The 17,902-nt window shown below is 75.8% G+C and carries 19 protein-coding genes and 1 pseudogene; 8 read left to right on the forward strand and 12 right to left on the reverse strand.

The features are described 5' to 3' along the window. Window positions 1-11: 11 nt before the first annotated feature. On the reverse strand, window positions 12-938 hold the full coding sequence (locus tag ACI78U_RS08255; RefSeq protein WP_456874814.1) for an AAA family ATPase: 927 nt from the start codon (window positions 936-938) through the stop codon (window positions 12-14). 158 nt (window positions 939-1,096) lie between these two features. After that, window positions 1,097-2,113 carry a PRC and DUF2382 domain-containing protein gene (locus ACI78U_RS08260; protein WP_456874815.1) on the reverse strand — a complete coding sequence of 339 codons (1,017 nt, stop codon included), beginning with the start codon at window positions 2,111-2,113 and terminating at the stop codon, window positions 1,097-1,099. 336 nt (window positions 2,114-2,449) lie between these two features. Between ACI78U_RS08260 and ACI78U_RS08265 the strand changes: the two genes are divergently transcribed. Then, the gene (locus ACI78U_RS08265) at window positions 2,450-3,262 is read left to right on the forward strand and encodes a DUF3097 domain-containing protein (protein WP_456874816.1); all 813 of its coding nucleotides are present in this window, start codon (window positions 2,450-2,452) and stop codon (window positions 3,260-3,262) included. A gap of 86 nt (window positions 3,263-3,348) precedes the next feature. Here ACI78U_RS08265 and ACI78U_RS08270 read toward each other — a convergent pair whose 3' ends face one another. The 3 genes from ACI78U_RS08270 to ACI78U_RS08280 all read right to left on the reverse strand — a co-directional run bounded on the left by ACI78U_RS08270 (window position 3,349) and on the right by ACI78U_RS08280 (window position 6,704). After that, window positions 3,349-4,188 (reverse strand): aldo/keto reductase, encoded by an 840-nt coding sequence (locus tag ACI78U_RS08270; protein ID WP_456874817.1) that lies wholly within the window; start codon window positions 4,186-4,188, stop codon window positions 3,349-3,351. Window positions 4,189-4,290: 102 nt separating this feature from the next. Beyond that, window positions 4,291-5,472, reverse strand: coding sequence for a GNAT family N-acetyltransferase (locus ACI78U_RS08275; protein WP_456874818.1), 1,182 nt, complete (start codon window positions 5,470-5,472; stop codon window positions 4,291-4,293). Next, on the reverse strand, window positions 5,469-6,704 hold the full coding sequence (locus ACI78U_RS08280) for an MFS transporter (RefSeq protein ID WP_456874819.1): 1,236 nt from the start codon (window positions 6,702-6,704) through the stop codon (window positions 5,469-5,471). The genes ACI78U_RS08275 and ACI78U_RS08280 overlap by 4 nt, the downstream gene beginning before the upstream one ends. A 189-nt stretch (window positions 6,705-6,893) precedes the next feature. On the opposite strand from ACI78U_RS08280, the gene ACI78U_RS08285 reads away from it, so the two are divergent. From ACI78U_RS08285 to ACI78U_RS08310, 6 genes are all read left to right on the forward strand, one after another. After that, a complete protein-coding gene (locus ACI78U_RS08285; RefSeq protein WP_456874820.1) occupies window positions 6,894-7,781 on the forward strand; it encodes a hypothetical protein in 888 nt (295 codons plus the stop codon). Between the two features lie 147 nt (window positions 7,782-7,928). Beyond that, window positions 7,929-8,978, forward strand: coding sequence for a GTP 3',8-cyclase MoaA (gene moaA / locus ACI78U_RS08290; protein WP_456874821.1), 1,050 nt, complete (start codon window positions 7,929-7,931; stop codon window positions 8,976-8,978). 3 nt (window positions 8,979-8,981) lie between these two features. Further along, window positions 8,982-9,230, forward strand: a complete 249-nt coding sequence (locus ACI78U_RS08295) for a MoaD/ThiS family protein (protein WP_456874822.1) — start codon at window positions 8,982-8,984, stop codon at window positions 9,228-9,230. Between the two features lie 137 nt (window positions 9,231-9,367). Next, window positions 9,368-10,753, forward strand: a complete 1,386-nt coding sequence (locus ACI78U_RS08300; RefSeq protein ID WP_456874823.1) for a hemolysin family protein — start codon at window positions 9,368-9,370, stop codon at window positions 10,751-10,753. Beyond that, the gene (locus ACI78U_RS08305) at window positions 10,746-11,795 is read left to right on the forward strand and encodes a hemolysin family protein (protein ID WP_456874824.1); all 1,050 of its coding nucleotides are present in this window, start codon (window positions 10,746-10,748) and stop codon (window positions 11,793-11,795) included. The genes ACI78U_RS08300 and ACI78U_RS08305 overlap by 8 nt, the downstream gene beginning before the upstream one ends. Next, window positions 11,792-12,013, forward strand: coding sequence for a hypothetical protein (locus tag ACI78U_RS08310; RefSeq protein ID WP_456874825.1), 222 nt, complete (start codon window positions 11,792-11,794; stop codon window positions 12,011-12,013). Before ACI78U_RS08305 ends, ACI78U_RS08310 begins: the two co-directional genes overlap by 4 nt. 7 nt (window positions 12,014-12,020) lie before the next feature. Here the strand turns inward: ACI78U_RS08310 and ACI78U_RS08315 are convergent, their stop codons facing one another. From ACI78U_RS08315 to modA, 7 genes and pseudogenes are all read right to left on the reverse strand, one after another. Then, window positions 12,021-13,613 (reverse strand): SpoIIE family protein phosphatase, encoded by a 1,593-nt coding sequence (locus tag ACI78U_RS08315; protein WP_456874826.1) that lies wholly within the window; start codon window positions 13,611-13,613, stop codon window positions 12,021-12,023. Between the two features lie 136 nt (window positions 13,614-13,749). Next, complete coding sequence (locus ACI78U_RS08320; RefSeq protein WP_456874827.1) at window positions 13,750-14,175, reverse strand: molybdenum cofactor biosynthesis protein MoaE; 426 nt, start codon at window positions 14,173-14,175, stop codon at window positions 13,750-13,752. Next, the gene (locus ACI78U_RS08325; RefSeq protein WP_456874828.1) at window positions 14,172-14,753 is read right to left on the reverse strand and encodes a nucleotidyltransferase family protein; all 582 of its coding nucleotides are present in this window, start codon (window positions 14,751-14,753) and stop codon (window positions 14,172-14,174) included. The genes ACI78U_RS08320 and ACI78U_RS08325 overlap by 4 nt, the downstream gene beginning before the upstream one ends. Window positions 14,754-14,870: 117 nt before the next feature. Beyond that, complete coding sequence (locus ACI78U_RS08330; protein ID WP_456874894.1) at window positions 14,871-15,326, reverse strand: TOBE-like domain-containing protein; 456 nt, start codon at window positions 15,324-15,326, stop codon at window positions 14,871-14,873. 120 nt (window positions 15,327-15,446) lie between these two features. Further along, window positions 15,447-15,890: pseudogene (locus tag ACI78U_RS08335) on the reverse strand (ATP-binding cassette domain-containing protein); the annotation flags it as partial. Between the two features lie 29 nt (window positions 15,891-15,919). Then, complete coding sequence (locus tag ACI78U_RS08340) at window positions 15,920-16,717, reverse strand: ABC transporter permease (RefSeq protein WP_456874829.1); 798 nt, start codon at window positions 16,715-16,717, stop codon at window positions 15,920-15,922. Then, window positions 16,714-17,517 (reverse strand): molybdate ABC transporter substrate-binding protein, encoded by an 804-nt coding sequence (gene modA / locus ACI78U_RS08345; protein ID WP_456874830.1) that lies wholly within the window; start codon window positions 17,515-17,517, stop codon window positions 16,714-16,716. Before modA ends, ACI78U_RS08340 begins: the two co-directional genes overlap by 4 nt. Before the next feature lie 121 nt (window positions 17,518-17,638). Between modA and ACI78U_RS08350 the strand changes: the two genes are divergently transcribed. Next, window positions 17,639-17,848 carry a TOBE domain-containing protein gene (locus ACI78U_RS08350; RefSeq protein WP_456874831.1) on the forward strand — a complete coding sequence of 70 codons (210 nt, stop codon included), beginning with the start codon at window positions 17,639-17,641 and terminating at the stop codon, window positions 17,846-17,848. The last annotated feature ends 54 nt before the right edge of the window (window positions 17,849-17,902 follow it).

Raw genomic sequence — 17,902 nt, forward strand, 5'->3', positions numbered from 1 at the left:
CCATGCCCGGCTCAGGCGCCACCGAACAGCGCTCCCCGCGCCAGCGCGTGCACCCGGTCGGTGTCCTCGCGGTACTTCAGCACCGCGCCGAGCGTGCGCGCGGCGAGGTCGGGGTCGAGGTCGCGCGCGCCGAGGGCGTGCAGCGCGCTGGCCCAGTCCATCGCCTCGGCCACGCCCGGCGGCTTGAGCAGGTCCAGGGTGCGCAGTGTCGCCGTCGCGCGGGCCACCTCGCGGGCCAGCCGCTCGGTGACCTCGGGCAGCCGGGTGCGCAGGATGGCGACCTCGCGGTCGAAGTCGGGGTGCTGCAGCCAGTGGTAGAGGCAGCGCCGCTTGAGCGCGTCGTGCACCTCGCGGGTGCGGTTGGAGGTCAGCACCACCAGTGGCGGGACCTCGGCGTGCACGGTGCCGAGCTCGGGGATGGAGATCGTGAAGTCGGACAGCACCTCGAGCAGGAAGGCCTCGAACTCGTCGTCGGCCCGGTCGACCTCGTCGACGAGCAGCACGCTCGGGGAGTCCTCGAGGGCCTGCAGCAGCGGCCGGGCGAGCAGGAAGCGGCGGTCGTAGAGGGAGGCCTCGAGCGTCTCGGTGTCCGCGGTGGCGTGCGCGGCCTCGGCGGCCCGCAGGTGCAGCAGCTGGCGGCCGAAGTCCCAGTCGTAGAGCGCCTGGCTGGCCTCCAGGCCCTCGTAGCACTGCAGCCGGTAGAGGGGGCGGCCGGTGACGTCGGCCAGCGCCCGGGCGAGCGCGGTCTTGCCGACGCCGGCCTCGCCCTCGAGGAAGAGCGGGCGGCGCATGACCAGCGCCAGGTAGGCGGCGGTGGCCAGCCCCTCGTCGGGCAGGTACCCGGTCGCCTGCAGGGCGGCGGCGAGCTCGTCGGGGCCGGCCGGGAGCCCGCCGGTCCCGGGAGGGGTCGCCGGCGCCGCGGCCGTGGTGTCGGTCACGCCGCCGAGCATCCCACCTGCGCAGGCGGGCCGGTCCGCCCGTCCGGGTGCCCGGCCGGCACGCACCACGGTGGCCGGCCGGGAGTCGAGGTCTCCGGCCGGCCACCGCCGTCTGGTGCGCCCGGTTGGTCCCGGGCCGTGGTGCTACGAGGCCGTGGTCAGCGGCCGATCTTGCCGTCGTTGTCGCGGTCGAGGGCGTCCTTGGCCTTCTGCACGAACCCGCGCTCGTCCCGCCCGGTGGTGCCGGTGCCGGCCACGCCGGTCGTGCCGCCGTCGACCTCGACCTCCTCCTTGCGCACCTGCTCGGTGACCTGCTGCTGCTCGGTCACCGTCTGGGTGTCCAGGCGCACCCGCTCGACCGGGGTGGCCTCCTTGGACACCACGGGCTGCTCGGCGTGCAGGACGACCTCGTGCTCCTCCTCGGAGATGGCCGGCCCGTCCATCGCCTTGCCGTAGTTGGCGTCGGTGATGGGCTCGCGCTCGACCCGGACCTCCTCGTGGGAGACCGGCACGGTCTGGGACACGTTCTCGGTGACCACGTACTTGCGCAGCCGCGCCCGGCCGGCCTCGACCCGCTGGGTGCCCACGTTGAGGTGCTCCTCGGAGCGGGTCATCGCGTCGTCGGTGGTCGGGCCGGAGGTGTCGTGGCCCACGGTGCGGCCCTGGACGTCGTCGTAGACGCCGTCGCCGTCACGGTCGGCGCGGCCGGTGGTGCCCGTGCCCGCGGTCGTGCCCATGCCGGCGCCGCCGGTGGTCAGGTCCTGCTGGGTGCGGGTCTGGTCGGCGCTGTAGGTGCCCGCCGTCCCGGTGTCGGTGACAGTGCCCGCGGTCTGCGTGGTCTGGGTGGTCTGCGTCCCGGAGCCGAGGCCCAGGCCGTAGTACCGGTACAGCTCCTGCTCCTCCTGCGGGGACAGGTGGCCGTCGGTGTCGATGCGGGGCGCGTCCTTGACCTTGGCCTTGCTCACCCGGACGCGCAGGCCGTCGCCGGCCAGGTCGGCGTCCCGCAGCGGGATGAAGGACTCCTTGGTCCCGAACAGGCCGGTGCGCACCGTGGCCCACTCCGGCTGACCGGTCTCGTCGTCGAGGTAGACCTCGGACACCGAGCCGATCTTGTCGCCCGAGTCGTCGTAGACGTCCTGTCCGATCACACGGCTGATGGTGTCGGTACCGATCATCGTCGTCTCTCGCTCCCATCTGAGCTCAGGTGTTCCGGTCCCTGGATGGGTGACCGGGCTCGTCCGGCCGAAACGACCCGATGCGATCTCCGTCGCGGCGGGCGGGCCGGGCGCCGTCCCGGACGTGCCGCGCGGTCGGCTCACCGCAGCGCATCCGCCCAGGTCAGACGGCGGGAACGAGGCGTACCGGACGGCCGCCGCCCCTCTAGTCCCGCGGCGAGGGACGTCCACGGATCGTCACCGGCGTGTCGCCCGGGCGTGTCGCGCACCACTCCGGTGCCGCCCGCCCCGGCGCGTCGCCGCGTGCCGCGCGGGGTCATCGGCTCTCCTGGGGAGGTGCCGCCCCGCTCCCCCTACGACGACCTGGTCCACCCGCGCACGGTGAAGAAGCCGCCGCCCCAGGTGGCCGCCGAACGCGACCTCGTCGTCGAGGACCCCAGCTCCGGCTTCGTCGGCGCGGTGGTCCGCTGCGAGAAGGACGTCGTCCACCTCGAGGACCGGTTCGGCAAGGTGCGCGCCTACCCCCTCGGGCCGGGATTCTGGGTCGACGGCCGGCCGGTCGTGCTCGTCCGCCCGACGCCGAAGGGGCCGGTGGCACCGAGCCGCAGCGCCTCGGGATCGACCTACGTTGCCGGCGCCCGCGCCCGGGTGGCCCGCGAGGGGCGCATCTACGTCGAGGGCAAGCACGACGCCGAGCTGGTCGAGAGGGTCTGGGGCCACGACCTGCGCATCGAGGGCGTCGTCGTGGAACCGCTGCACGGCGTCGACGACCTGCCCGGGATCGTCCGCGAGTTCCGCCCGGCGCCGGGCCGGCGGCTCGGCGTGCTGGTCGACCACCTGGTGCGCGGGTCGAAGGAGTCGCGGATCGCCGAGCAGGTCACCGGGCAGCACGCGCTCGTCGTCGGCCACCCGTTCATCGACATCTGGCAGGCGGTCAAGCCGCAGGTGGTCGGCATCCGCGCCTGGCCGGAGGTGCCCAGGGGCGAGGACTGGAAGACCGGCGTCTGCCGCCGGCTCGGCTGGGAGGACGACACCGGCTACGTCTGGGCGCAGCGGATCCTCGCCCGCGTGCGCACGTGGACCGACCTCGAGCCCGCCCTCATCGGCCGCGTCGAGGAGCTCATCGACTTCGTCACGCAGGACGGCTGACCCTCGTCGAGTTCGCGCGATCTCGACGGCTCGGCGCCCCGGACGTGCCGAGATCGCGTGATCTCGGCACGTCCGGGACCGCCGGGTCAGCCCGGCACGTAGTCGAAGGTGTCCGGGTCGGGGCCGGTGCGCTCGCCGCGGTCGAGGGCGGTGATCGCGGTCATGTCGCCGGCGTCGAGCTCGAAGTCGAACAGGGCGAAGTTCTCCTCGATGCGGCTGCGGGTCACCGACTTGGGGAAGACGACGTCGCCGCGCTGCACGTGCCAGCGGAGCACGACCTGGGCCGGCGTCCGCCCCACCTTCTCGGCGACCTGCACGACCACCGGGTCGTCGAGGACCTTGCCCTGGGCGATCGGTGACCAGGCCTCGGTGACGATCTCGTGGTCGGCGCCGAAGGCCCGGACCTCGTCGTTGGCGAGGTAGGGGTGCACCTCGATCTGGTTGACGGCAGGCCGCACGTCGGTCTCGGCGAACAGCCGGCGCAGGTGGTGCGGGTTGAAGTTGGAGACGCCGACCGCGCGGCACCGCTCGCCGGCGTAGATCTCCTCCATCGCCTTCCACGTCTCGACGTAGTCGATGCCGATGGTGGGCAGCGGCCAGTGGACGAGGAACAGGTCGAGGTACTCCAGGCCCAGGTCGTCCATCGTCTGGTCGAAGGCGCGCAGCGCGTCGTCGCGGCGGTGGAAGCCGTTGTTCAGCTTGCTGGTGACGAAGACCTCCGACCGGTCGATGCCCGACTCCCGGACGGCCTGGCCGACCTCCTTCTCGTTGCCGTACATCTCGGCAGTGTCGATGTGGCGGTAACCGACCTCGAGCGCGTTGCGCACGGCCTCGACGGTGTTCTCCGGCTCGATCTGGAAGACGCCGAACCCCAACTGGGGGATCTCGACGCCGTTGTTGAGTCGCATCGCGGGCACGCTGGCCACGGGGGCTCCTCTCGCTGGTGACGGACGGGGGGCGCCGCGCGCTCACCTGGGCACGGCCTGCCGGTCCTCCGCCTACCCGGCAGCCCCGGGCTCAACCCGCCGTCAGAAGTAGTCGAGGAGCTGGGCGGGCGGCCCGCAGGCGAGCAGGTCGAGCGCCGCCGGGTCGTCCGGGCCGGACACCAGCCCGGCCAGCGCCGCCGCGCGGCCGCCGGAGACGCCGCAGTAGAGCTGGGCGAAGCCGCGGACGTCGAGCACGAGCCCCGGCTCGCGACCGGGACGGCGCAGCTCCCCCGCGCCGTCGGCGAGCTCGAGCTCCCAGGGACCGGCGTTCCCGGGCACGACGGGGTCGAGCAGCGTGAACGCCACCCGCCCGCGCACCCCGCCCGGCCAGCCGCGGTCGGCGACCGTCCGGACGACGTCGACCGGGCGGTGCATGAACGCCGTGCCGGGGCCGGCCGCCGAGCGCTCGAGCGGCAGCGCCCCGGCCACCGCGTCGCCGGCCAGCAGGGGCACCCGGACGGTGCGGGTGACGGTGCGCCACCCGGCGAGCACCCCGACCAGCGCCCGCGCGGCGCCGGCGGTGACCGCGACCAGGTCGTGGACGGTCAGCAGGGCCTCGGGGCCGTAGCCGGCGCCGCGCTCGTAGACCAGCGCCCCGGTCGGGACGCCGTCCTCCTCGGCCACGGTGACGCCGTCCACCCCGGCGGGCCACCGGCCCTCGTGCGGCAGGTCGAAGACGCCGCCGCGGCGGACGAGCAGCCCGGCGCGCGGGCGGGCCAGGCTCTCGTACAGGTCGGCGACCACGGCGAGGTCGGCGGGTTCACCCGGGCGGACCGTCACCCCGGCCACCGGCGCCGACGGGAGCGAGGCGGTGTCCAGGTCGGCCCGCTGCAGCGCGCCCACCACCTCCCACCCGAGCCGCCGGTACACCGCCGACACGGTCGGGTACAGCGCGCTGACCGCGGCGCCGCGCTCGCGCCCGCGGGCGAGCAGGTCGGTGAGCAGCGCGCGGGCCACCCCGGCGCCGCGGTACTCGGGCAGGACGGCGACCCCGCCGACGTCCGCCGTCGCCACCGTCCGGCCGCCCCACCACTGCCGGTGGCCGACGTCGGTGGCCTTGCCGACCAGCCGGCCCCGCCCGTCGAAGGCGCCGAGCCGCAGCAGCCCGTCGAGCGGCCGCAGCGCCCAGTCCGGCGCCGTGGCCGGTCCGCCGAAGGCCAGCCGGCCCAGCTCCCACGCGTCGGCGAGCTCGTCGTCGGCCAGCGGCCGGACGACGACGGTCACACCGGTACCTGCTCGGGCGCCTGGCGCAGCAGCGGTGCCCCGGCCAGCCCGATCAGCCCGGCCGCGGCCGCGGCGAGCGCGGGGACGGCGAAGGCCGCCTGCGCGCCCCACACGTCGACGGCGGCGCCGGCCAGCGCCGAGCCCGCCGTGACCCCGACGGTCAACCCGGTGTTGGTCCACGACAGCGCCTCGGTGAGCGCCGACCGCGGCACCCGGGACTCCACGAGGGAGGCGCCCGACACCAGCACCGGCGCGACGGCGAGGCCGGCGAGGAACCCGGCGCCGATGAGCAGCGGCAGCGACGACACCGCCCACAGGCCCTGGGCGGCCACGCCGAAGGCGACGGCGGTACCGAGGAACCGGGCGGCCAGCGAGCCGGGCAGCCTCGCGACGCCGTAGGCCAGGCCCGCGACGAGGCTGCCGCCGGCGTAGAGCGCCAGCGCCAGGCCGGCCAGGGCGGGCTGCCCGCTCTCCTCGGCGAACGCCACGACGACCACGTCCATCGCGCCGAAGACGGTGCCGACGCCGAGGTAGGCGGCGCAGACGACCAGGACCGCGGGTCCGAGGGCGGCCCGGCGCCGGCGCCCGCCGTCGACCGGCACGGCGGCCACGACCGGCTCGGTGTCCCGCTGCCGCGCCAGCCACAGCCCGCCGACGGTGCCGAGGACGACGCCGGTCGTGAACCCCGCCGCCGGGTCGATCAGGGTGGCGAGCACGGTGACCAGCGGGGGCCCGACGACGAAGACGACCTCGTCGACGACCGACTCGAAGGCGAAGGCGGTCTGCCGCCGCTCGGCGTCCGCGAGGGCGGCGGCCCACCGGGCCCGCACCAGCGCGCCGATGTTGGGCAGGCTCGCGCCGGTGAGCCCGGCCAGGGCGAACCAGGTCCAGGTGGGTGCCTCGGTGACGACGACGCCGACGAAGGCCAGGCCGGTGACCAGGTAGGCGACCATCGCCAGGCGCAGCACCGCGCCCTGGCCACGGCGGTCCATGGCCCGGGCCCACTGCGGGCCGGCGACCGAGGCGACCAGGGCGAGGGTGCCGGAGACGGCGCCGGCCAGCGCGTAGCTGCCGGACTCGCCCTCGACGAGCAGGACCGCGCCCAGGCCGAGCATCGGCAGCGGGAGCCGGGCGACCCACCCGGCGAGGGAGAACCACGCGGCACCGGGGACGGCGGTGAACAGGCGGGCGTAGGGACCGAGCAGGGGTCGGAGGACGGTGCGGGGTGACACGGGCTTCTCGCGCTTCCTGACCACAGGCGAGTGCGGGACTGCCCGCCGGACTCTCGGGTGGCGACGCGACCGTAACAACGGCGGGCGTCCCCGTCGTCCGGGTTTCCGGCCGTGTGCGTGTCGTCACGCATGGTACATGAAGCTTCATGCACTCTGTGCGGCGCCCGCCCCGCCGACCCGAGGAGCCCCGTGGCCCCGACACCCCCGCAGCGCCGGGCCCGCCCGCTGTCCGTGCGCCTGCTGCTCGCCCTGCTCCCCGCCCTCCTGGCCCTCACGGCCCTCCTCGTCCCCGGCACCGCCTCGGCCTCCGGGAGCGACGACGGGGGCACCGGGACGTCGAGCGGCGGCGACTTCGCGGTCACCGTCAACGGCCGGACGTCGAACCCCGGCCCCGGCAACGAGTTCCGGATGCGGGACACCACCCCGACCGGGCCGATCGCCGTCCGCGGCCGGCACGTCACCTACACCCTCGACCCGGCCACCCTCGGCGTCTACGACTACACGCTGACCGGCGCCCCGGACCCGCAGCGCATGGTCACCGCACCGACCGTCGTCTTCTCCTCCAAGGTGCCGGTGCTCACCGCCGCGCAGCTGCGCGGTGTGCGGATCAGCGAGCTGCGGCTGCGCGACGACGTCCTGGTGGTCTCGTTCAGCACCGCCTCCGGCGGGAAGTTCAAGGTCCAGTCCAAGGACGCCCCGCAGGGCGGCATCTTCCAGATGGAGCAGGAGTTCGGCACGGCCGTCGAGTACGTCCACACCCTCGGCGCCGGTCTCTACTACTTCGTCAACGAGTACACCGGCAAGGTCAACTTCGGCGACGGGATCGCCGCCGACGCCACCCACCGGATGCTGCTCGGCAAGGACAGCCCGCAGGTGGCGACCCGGCTCGAGCAGACGGCGACCACGAGCCGCTGGTCGGTCGCCTCGGGCGGGCGGATGGGCGGCGTGCTCGGGGAGGACGCGGTCGAGCTGTCGGCCGGCGCCACGAACTGCACCTCCGACTGCCAGGCCCGCAACCGCATCCAGGGCTCGGTGCCGGTCCCGCCGGACCCGACCGCACCCACGCCGATCGGCTGACCGCCCCGCCGGCGTGCAACGTCGGTGCAGCCCCCGCATCCGCGGGCGCGGCCGGGATCCCCCGGTCGTGTCCGCGGATGCGGCGTCTCGGGGGGCGGCACGGTCGGCACCGGCGACGTCGTCCCCTCCCGCGCATACATTCCTCTCGTGAGCGCCACCCCGCTGCCCGACCCCTGGACCCGTCCGGCCGACGGCGTCCCGGGCACCGGCGGGCTGGTCGACCGCCACGGCCGGGTCGCCACCGACCTGCGGGTCTCGCTCACCGACCGCTGCAACCTGCGCTGCTCCTACTGCATGCCGCCCGAGGGGCTGCAGTGGCTGCCCAAGGTCGAGCAGCTCACCGACGACGAGGTCGCCCGGCTGGTGCGCATCGGCGTCGAGCAGCTCGGCATCCGCGAGGTCCGCTTCACCGGCGGCGAGCCGCTGCTGCGCCCGGGGCTGGTCGGCATCGTCGCGGCGGCCACCGCGCTGCACCCGCGGCCCGAGGTCAGCCTCACCACCAACGCCATCGGCCTGGCCCGTGTCGCCCCCGCGCTCGCCGAAGCCGGCCTGGACCGGATCAACGTCAGCCTCGACACCCTCGACCGCGAGCGGTTCCGGCAGCTCACCCACCGCGACCGGCTCGACGACGTCCTCGCCGGCCTGCGGGCCGCGCAGGAGGCCGGGCTCACCCCGGTGAAGGTCAACGCCGTCCTGCTGCGCGGCCTCAACGAGGACGACGCCGTCCCGCTGCTCGACTTCTGCCTCGAGCAGGGCTACCAGCTGCGGTTCATCGAGCAGATGCCGCTCGACGCCCACCACGCCTGGACCCGCGGCGAGATGGTCACCGCCGAGGACGTCCTCGCCCGGCTGTCCGCGGCGCACGAGCTCACGCCCGACACCGGGGAGCGCGGCTCCGCGCCCGCCGAGCGGTGGCTGGTCGACGGCGGCCCGGCCACCGTCGGGATCATCGCCTCGGTGACCCGCTCGTTCTGCGGCACCTGCGACCGCACCCGGCTCACCGCCGACGGGCAGGTCCGCAACTGCCTGTTCGCCCGCGAGGAGTCCGACCTGCGGACCGCGATGCGCGCCGGCGCCACCGACGCCGAGCTGGCCGACCGCTGGCGGATCGCCACGCTGGCGAAGCTGCCCGGCCACGGCATCGACGACCCGAGCTTCCTGCAGCCGAGCCGGCCGATGTCGGCCATCGGGGGCTGACCGGTGACCCCGACCGTCACCGTCCGCTACTTCGCCGGAGCCCGCGCCGCGGCCGGCGTCGACACCGAGACCTGCGCGGCCGGCACGCTCGACGAGCTGGTCGGCCGGATCGTCGAGGCCCACGGCGAGCGCCTCGAGCGGGTGCTCACCGCCTGCTCGTTCCTCGTCGACGGAACGCAGACGCGCAACCGCGCGTTGCACCTGTCACCCGGGGCGGTCGTCGACGTGCTGCCCCCCTTCGCCGGAGGCTGACCGTCCCCCTGTGAGCAAGCCTCACCATACGAACCCCTCCCCGCTCCCCCGGAGCAGCACGTGACCGAGCTCGCGAGGTCACGCAACAGCACAGCATCGCCGGTCGCGGCGTCGCCGAGCGCCAGCGAGGCGACGCCGTGATCGAGTGGCTGCTCGTCCTCGTCGGCGTCGTCCTGGTGCTCGCCTGCGCCGCCTTCGTGGCCTTCGAGTTCTCCCTGGTGACCGTGGACCGGGCCACCGTCGAGCGGGAGGCGGCGGCCGGCGTGCGCGGCTCGGCCGGTGTCCTCGCCGCGCTGCGGACCCTGTCCACGCAGCTCTCGGGCGCCCAGCTGGGCATCACCGTCACCAACCTGGCGATCGGCTTCGTCGCCGAGCCCTCGATCGCGGCCCTGCTGCGGGGGCCGCTGGAGTCGGTGGGCCTCTCCGGCGGCGCCGCGCGCTCGGTGTCGATCACCCTCGCGCTGGTGCTGGCCACCGCGCTGACGATGGTGTTCGGCGAGCTGGTGCCCAAGAACGTGGCCATCAGCGAGCCGCTGCGCACCGCCCGCGCCGTGGCCGGCTTCCAGCGCGGCTTCACGCGGGCCACCGCACTGGTCATCCGGTTCCTCAACGGCTGGGCCAACGCGACGCTGCGCCGGCTGTTCGGCGTCGAGCCGCAGGAGGAGCTGGCCTCCGCCCGCTCGCCCGACGAGCTGACCTCGCTCGTCCGCCGGTCGGGCCGGCAGGGCACGTTGCCGACGGAGACGGCGACCCTGCTCGAGCGCGGGCTGGCCTTCGGCGAGCTGCGGGCCAGCGACGCCGCGACCCCGCGCACCCGCATGACGACCGTGCTCGACGCGGCGCCGGTCGCCGAGGTGCTCGCCGCGGCGCGCGACTCGGGCCACTCCCGCTTCCCGGTCGTCTCGGCCGCCGGCGTCGACGACGTCGTCGGCATGGTCCACGTGAAACACGCCCTCGCCGTCGCGCGGGACCGGCGGGCCGCCACCCCGGTCTCGGCGGTGATGCTGCCGCCGCTGTTCGTGCCCACCTCGCGGCGCCTGGACGACCTGCTCGGCGACCTGCGCCGCGGCGGTCTGCAGATGGCCGTCGTCGTCGACGAGTACGGCGGCACCGACGGCGTCGTGACCGTCGAGGACCTCGTGGAGGAGCTGGTCGGCGACCTGGCCGACGAGCACGACGAGGAGGCCGGCGACGACGTCGTCGCGCGCGGCGACGGCACCTGGTCGGTGTCGGGGCTGCTGCGGCCCGACGAGGTGGCCGCGGCGACCGGCCTGTCGGTCCCCTCCGACCGGCACTGGGAGACCGTCGGCGGGCTGGTGCTGCACGTGCTGGGCCGCATCCCCGAGGTCGGCGACCGCATCGAGGCCCGGCCGGTTCTGCCGCCCGAGCTGGCCGCCGAGGCCGAGGGCCTGCCCGCGGGCGTGTGGGTGCGGGTCGAGCGGGTCGACGGCACCCGGGTCGAACGGGCGGTCGTGGGCGAGCTGCCCGCCACCACCGGCGAGGAGGACGAGGACCGTGGGTGACTGGGTCGGCGTGCTGGTCGCCGTGGTGCTGCTGCTGGCCAACGCCTTCTTCGTCGGCGCGGAGTTCGCGCTCATCTCGGCGCGCCGCTCGTCGATCGAGCCGCTGGCCGAGGCCGGCTCGCGCCGCGCCCGCACCACGCTCGCGGCGATGGAGCGGGTGTCGCAGATGATGGCCGGCGCGCAGCTGGGCATCACCGTCTGTTCGCTGGGCCTGGGCGCCATCGGGGAGCCCGCCGTGGCGCACCTGCTGGAGCCGGTCTTCGCGGCGCTGTCGGTGCCCGAGGCGCTGGTGCACCCGATCTCGTTCGTCATCGCGCTGACCGTCGTCGTCGCGCTGCACGTGGTGATCGGCGAGATGGTGCCCAAGAACCTGGCGCTCGCCGGTCCCGACCGCGCCGCGCTGGTGCTCGCCCCGCTGCTGGCCGCCGTCGTCACGGTGCTGAAGCCGGTGATCGTGACGCTGAACGCGCTGGCCAACGGGGTGCTGCGGCTGCTGGGCGTCCAGCCCAAGGACGAGGTCACCAGCGCGTTCACCCGCGACGAGGTGGCCGGGCTCATCGGCGAGTCGCGCGCCGGCGGCCTGCTCGACGAGCGCGGCTTCGAGCTGCTCACCGGCGCCCTGGGCCTGGAGGAGCGCGACACCCGCTCGGTGCTCATCCCCCGCGCCGCGCTGACCGTCGTCGCGCCCGGTGACGACACCGCCGCCGTCGAGCGGGCCGCGGCCGTCACCGGCTTCTCCCGCTTCCCCGTGGCCGACGGCGACCGGCTGCTGGGCTACGTGCACGTCAAGGACGTGCTGGTCGCCGACGGCGCGCCCGAGCCGCGGGTCCGCGACATCACCCGCCCGCTCCCCCGCGTCGCCGCCGACGACGACCTGCGGCGCACGCTGGGCGTGATGCAGGCCGGCCGGGCCCAGTTCGCCGCGGTCACCGACGGCGGCCGGGTGGTCGGCGTCGTGGCGCTCGAGGACATCCTCGAGGAACTGGTCGGCGAGATCCGCGATGCTGCACACCGGGGTCAGGAGAGGACGGGAGCACGATGAGCTTCATCGACAGGACGAAGGCCAAGGCCGAGGAGCTGCTGGGCCGGGCCGAGGAGCTGTACGGCGAGACGCACGGCGACGCGGCCGCGCAGGTGGCCGGCGAGGCCCACCGGCTCGAGGCCGAGGTCGAGCTGGAGGAGGAGCGCGCCGAGGAGGCCGGCCGGCGGCACGGCGGGACCCGGCCCACCGACGAGGACGGCCAGACCCCGGTCGGCTGACCGGCGGTCAGCCGCCCAGGCGCAGGGCCACCAGCGCGACGTCGTCCTCGGGCCGGCCGTGCACCAGCCGCTCGATCACCTCGTCGCAGAGCTCGTCGAGGGGGCGCCCGGCCAGGTCGGTCACCGCGTCGGCCAGCCGGGCCAGCCCGGTGTCGAGGTCGACGTCGCGGCGCTCCACCAGGCCGTCGGTGTGCAGCAGCACCGTGCTGCCGCGCTCGAGGACCAGCGCGCTCTCGTGCCGCGGGCTGTCCGGGTCGACGCCCAGCAGCAGGTCGCCGGGCACCGGGGGCAGGTCGAGCAGCCGCCCGGCGGGGTCGAGGACCAGCGGGGGCAGGTGGCCGGCGCTGGACCAGCACACCCGGGTCCGGCCGGCCGCCGCCTCCTCCGGCGTCTGCTCGAAGCGGGCCACCGCCGCGGTGGCGTAGGTGTCGACCGCCAGCGTGGCCATGGCGCGGTCCAGGCCCCGCAGCACCTCGGCCGGCCCGGCGTCGCTGTAGGCGGCGATGCCGCGCAGCAGCGACCGCAGCTGGCCCATCGCCGCGGCCGCCTCGGTGTCGTGCCCGACGACGTCGCCGATGACCAGCGTCGTCGCCCCGGCCGGCTGGGCGAAGGCGTCGTACCAGTCGCCGCCCACGCGGGCCGCCTCGGCGGCTGGGGTGTAGCGGACGACCAGCCGGCCCAGCCGGGACCCGCGCGGCGTCGTCAGCAGGCTGCGCTGCAGCGCCTCGGCGAGCTGCCGCTGGCGGGCGAACAGTCGCACGTTGTCCAGGGCCAGCCCCACCCGGCCGGCGACCTCGCGGGCGGTCACGGGGTCGACGCGCGAGGTGCTGGCCCCGGTGCCGGAGAGGAACGTGAGCGCGCCGATCACCCGCGCGCGGCCGGGCAGCGGGACGGCGAGCACGTCGGGGCCGCCGAGCTGCCGGTAGAGGGCACGCGCCTCGGCGTCGAGGATGGCCGCGAGGACGTCGGCGCCGTCGGCCTCCACCGTCTCGCCGGCCAGCGCGCGGACCACCGGCGCGGCGGCCGGCATCCCGGGCAGCCGGACGGCGGCGTAGCGGCGGAGCAGGTCGCGGCGGGCCGGGTCGCCGTGCCACGAGCCCAGGTCGCGGGGCCGGCCGTCGTCGTCGAGGACGGTGAGCAGGCACGCCTCGCCGAGCTCGGGCACGACCAGGCGGGGGATGCGCCGCACCGCCTCGGTGAGGTCGAGCGTGCCGGTCAGCTCCGCCCCGACGCGGGCGAGCAGGGCCAGCCGGTCCTGCGCGGTGCGCCGGGCGGTGGTGTCGGAGAAGTACAGGGCCAGGCCGTTCCCGAGCGGGACGGCGCGCACCTCGAACCAGCGGTCGAGCGGCTCGGGGTAGAAGGCCTCGACCGTCCGGGCCCGGCCGGTGGCCAGCACCTCGCGGTAGGTGCGGCCGAACTCGCTGTCGACGTTGAACGGGAAGGACTCCCAGAAGCAGGCCCCGACGAGCTGGTCCCACGTCCCGCCGACGACGGCCTCGCCCGCGCCGTTGACGTAGGTGATCCGCCAGTCGCGGTCGACGGCGATGTAGCCCAGGGGCATCGCCTCGAGCACGGGATCGCGCTGTGCGTGTACCGACACCTGCTCCCGTCCTCGCGCTGTCAGGGCACACCGGGGGACGTCGCCCCGCCCTTGGAGCCCCGGCGCATGGTGTGCCAGACGCCCACCGCCGGTCAAGGAACCCGGCCGGGTGCCGACCGGGACGTGACCTGCCGCCTCAGGGGCAGGCCACCCACTCCTCCTCGCCGTCGGCGAAGACCTGCCGCTTCCAGATGGGCAGCCGCTTCTTGACCTCGTCGACCAGTTCCGCGCAGGCCCGGAACGCCTCCCCGCGGTGCGCGGCGCTGACCGCGCAGGCCAGGGCGACGTCGCCGATGCCCAGCAGCCCGACGCGGTGCGAGACGGCGACCGCCCGGACCTCGGGGCGGGCGGCGAACTCCTCGGCGAGCCCGGTGATGACCTCGCCGGCCGTGGGGTGGCCGACGTACTCGAGCTCGGTGACCGGCCGGCCGCCGTCGACGTCCCGCACGACGCCGGAGAAGGAGACGACGGCGCCGGCACCGGGGTCGGCCACCGCCTGCTCGTGCTCGGCGACCGACAGCGGCTCGTCGACGACTCGGGCGATCAGGTGGCCGGCGATCACGGGCCCGAAGCTACCCCGCCGGGCGGCACGTCGAGGTCGACCGGGTCGGCCAGGCCGGTGCAGTCGACCTCGGTGACGGCGTGGGTGGCGAGGTAGCGGCGGGCGCCCTCGTCGCCGGTCGCGGTGCCCGCCACCCCGGCCCAGTGGTCCCGGCCGAGCAGCACCGGGTGGCCGCGGACGCCGTCGTAGGTGGCGACCGCCAGCGCGTCCGGCGCGGCGAGGGCGGCGACCGCGCGCAGGGCGGCCGGCGTCATGCCCGGCATGTCGACCAGCGTGACCAGCGCGGCGCCGACCCGTCCCGGCCAGCCGCGCAGGCCGTCGAGGCCGGTGCGCAGGCTGGAGGCCATGCCGGTCTCCCAGTCGCGGTTGGCCAGGACGGTCGCGCCGTCGAGGTCCGCGCGGCGCCAGACGTCGACCGCCCGAGCTCCGAGGACCACCAGCACCGGGTCGCACACCGCCCGCGCCGTCCGCACGGCCCGCTCGACCAGCAGGCTGCCCTCGTACTCGACCAGGGCCTTGGGCATGCCGTAGCGGCGTCCCCCGCCCGCGGCGAGGACCAGCCCGGCGACCGTGCTCATGCGCCCAGCGTCCTCCCGTCGATGATCAGGTGACCTGATCGTGCGGCGTCCTCCCTCGCGGTGGGACGTGAGGGAGGACGCCCTGCGATCAGGGACCCTGATCATCGACCACCCGCCTCACCGCGTGTAGACGGCGACCTCGGAGGCCTTGACCACCGCCCAGACCCGCGAGCCGGGGGCGAGGCCGAGCTCGGCGAACGCCGTCGCGGTCACGTCGGCGAGCAGCGGCACCTCGCCGTCGAGCTCGCAGCGCACCGTGGACCCGTGCGGCGTCGCGCCGGCCACCGTCGCCGGCCAGGCGTTGCGGGGACTGCCCTCGGGCCGCGACGGGTAGAGCGCGACCGACTCCGGCCGCACCGCGACCAGGACCGGCCCCTGTGCCGGCTCGGCGACGGTGACCGCTCCCCCGCCGTCGAGGCGCACGGTCAGGCCCTCGCCGGTGCCGGGCAGCAGCGAGAGCCCGACCAGCCGGGCGACGTAGTCGGTGCGCGGGTGCCGGGCCACGTCCGAGGGCGCCCCGGCCTGCACCACCGCGCCGTCCTCGACGACCAGCACCCGGTCGGCGAGCGCCATGGCGTCGACCGGGTCGTGGGTGACCAGCACGGCGCTGCCGCCGAAGTCGGCGAGGTGCCGGCGCAGCTCGGCCCGGACGGCGAGGCGGGTGCGGGCGTCGAGCGCCGACAGCGGCTCGTCGAGCAGGAGCAGCGCCGGGTCGCCGACCAGCGCCCGGGCCAGCGCGGCGCGCTGCGCCTGCCCGCCGGAGAGCTGGCCCGGCCGCCGGTGGCCGAGGTCGGCGATGCCGACCCGCTCGAGCCACGCGGCCGCCGCCCGGCGCGCCGCGGCCCGGGTCGCCCCGCGGGTGCGCGGGCCGAAGGCGACGTTGTCGAGCACCGACAGGTGCGGGAAGAGCAGGTGGTCCTGGAAGACCATCCCCAGTGGGCGGCGGTGGGCGGGCAGGTGCACCCGGCCCCCGACGTCGTCCCAGGTCGCGCCGTCGACGACCACCCGCCCGCCGTCGGGGGGCAGCAGCCCGGCCAGCACCCGCAGCAGCGTGGACTTGCCCGCCCCGTTGGGCCCGAGGACGGCGAGGACCTCGCCGTCGTCGACCTCGCAGGCGACGTCGACGGTCAGCGGGCCCCGGCGGACGACGACGTGCGCCGCGAGGCTCACGCGGCCGCTCCCGAGCGCCCGAGCCAGCGGTCCCGCAGGAGGAGCAGCGTGGCCACCGAGACGACGAGCAGGACCAGCGAGAGCACGATCGCCGCCTGCGGGTCGCGCTGCAGCGCCAGGTAGACCGCCAGCGGCATGGTCTGCGTCGTCCCCGGGAAGTTGCCGGCGAAGGTGATCGTGGCGCCGAACTCGCCCAGCGCCCGCGCCCAGCACAGCACCGCGCCGGCGGCCACGCCCGGTGCCACCAGCGGCAGCGTGACGCGGCGGAAGGTGGTCCACCGGTCGGCGCCGAGCGTGGCGGCGGCGTCCTCGTAGCGGACGTCGGCGGCCCGCAGCGCGCCCTCGACGCTGATGACGAGGAACGGCATCGCCACGAACGTCTCGGCGATGACCACGGCGGTGGTGGTGAACGGGATGGTGACGCCCGTGGTCTCGGCCAGCCAGCGCCCGATGATCCCCTGGCGGCCGAGCACGAGGAACAGCGCGACGCCGCCGACCACGGGCGGCAGCACGAGCGGCACGGTGACCAGCGCGCGCAGCAGCGCCCGGCCGCGCGCCCGCGACCGCGCCAGCACCCAGGCCAGCGGCACCCCCAGCACGACCGAGACGAGCGTGGCGAGGGTGGCCGACACCAGCGACAGCCGCAGCGCCTGGCCCACGCCGGGTGCGGTGAGCAGGCTGCCCAGCTGCGACCACGGCGTGCGGACCAGCAACCCGGCCAGCGGCAGGACGAGGAAGGCGACGGCGAGCGCCGCCGGGACCAGCAGCGGTGCCGGGGTGCGGCCGCGCGTCACGGGGAGCGGAAGCCGGCCGCCTCGAGCGCCTGCTGCCCGTCGTCGGAGAGCACGAGGTCGACGAAGGCCTGCGCCGCGTCCGGGTTGGGCGCGTCCACCAGGGTGACCAGCGGGTAGTCGTTGACGGCGTCCTCGGCCTCGGGGAAGGCGATGCCCTCGACGGCGTCGCCGGCGGCGGTGACGTCGGTGGCGTAGACCAGGGCGGCGTCGACCTCACCGAGCTCGACCTTGGTCAGCGCCGCCCGCACGTCCTCCTCCTGGGTGTCCGGGCGCGGGGTGACGCCGGCGGCGGCGAACACGTCCTCCGACGCGGCGCCGCAGGGCACCTCGGGCGCGCAGACGGCGAGGGTGAGCTCCTCGCGGCCGAAGTCGGCCAGGCCGGTGATGCCGGCCGGGTTGCCCGCGGGGACGGCGATCTGCAGCACGTTGGCGGTGAAGACCGTCGGCTCTCCGTCGCCGAGGCCGGCGTCGGTGACCACCGTCATCTGCGCGGGGTTGGCCGAGGCGAACACGTCGGCCGGGGCGCCCTGGGTGAGCTGGGTGGCCAGCGCGGAGCTGCCGGCGAAGTTGAACTGCACGGTCAGCTCCGCGTTGTCGCCCTCCAGCTGCTGCCCGAGGCCGGTGAAGACGTCGGTGAGCGAGGCGGCGGCGAAGACGGTCAGGGTGCCGGTGAGACCGCCGTCGTCGGACGCGGACGCCGACGTGGTGCCCGACGCCTGCGCGCCGTCGTCCCCGCCGCCGCAGGCGCTCAGCGCCCCCAGGGTCACCGCCACCAGCACCGCCGTGCTCCGCGCGCGCATCGGGTCTCCTCCCCGCCGGGCGGATCTGCCGATCCGCGCCTGCGGGACGATAGCCCACGACGGCCCGGAACTGCGGCCGCGCGGACGGGTGCGGCCTCCGCAGATCCGCCAGGATGCGCACATGCGACTGTCCACGCGCAACCAGCTGTCCGGCACCGTCACCACGGTCACCCCGGGGTCGGTGATGGCGACCGTGGAGGTGGACGTCTCCGGCCAGGAGATGACCGCGTCGATCACCGAGGATGCGGTGGAGGACCTGGGACTGGCCGTCGGCTCGCCGGTCGTCGTCCTGGTGGAGTCGACCGAGGTGATGCTCGCCGTGGAGGACTAGGAGAAGGACCCCCTCGCCCCCCACCCCTCGCTCCGCTCGGGGCGGGCCCCTGCG

The organism is Geodermatophilus sp. SYSU D00710 (assembly GCF_054050195.1).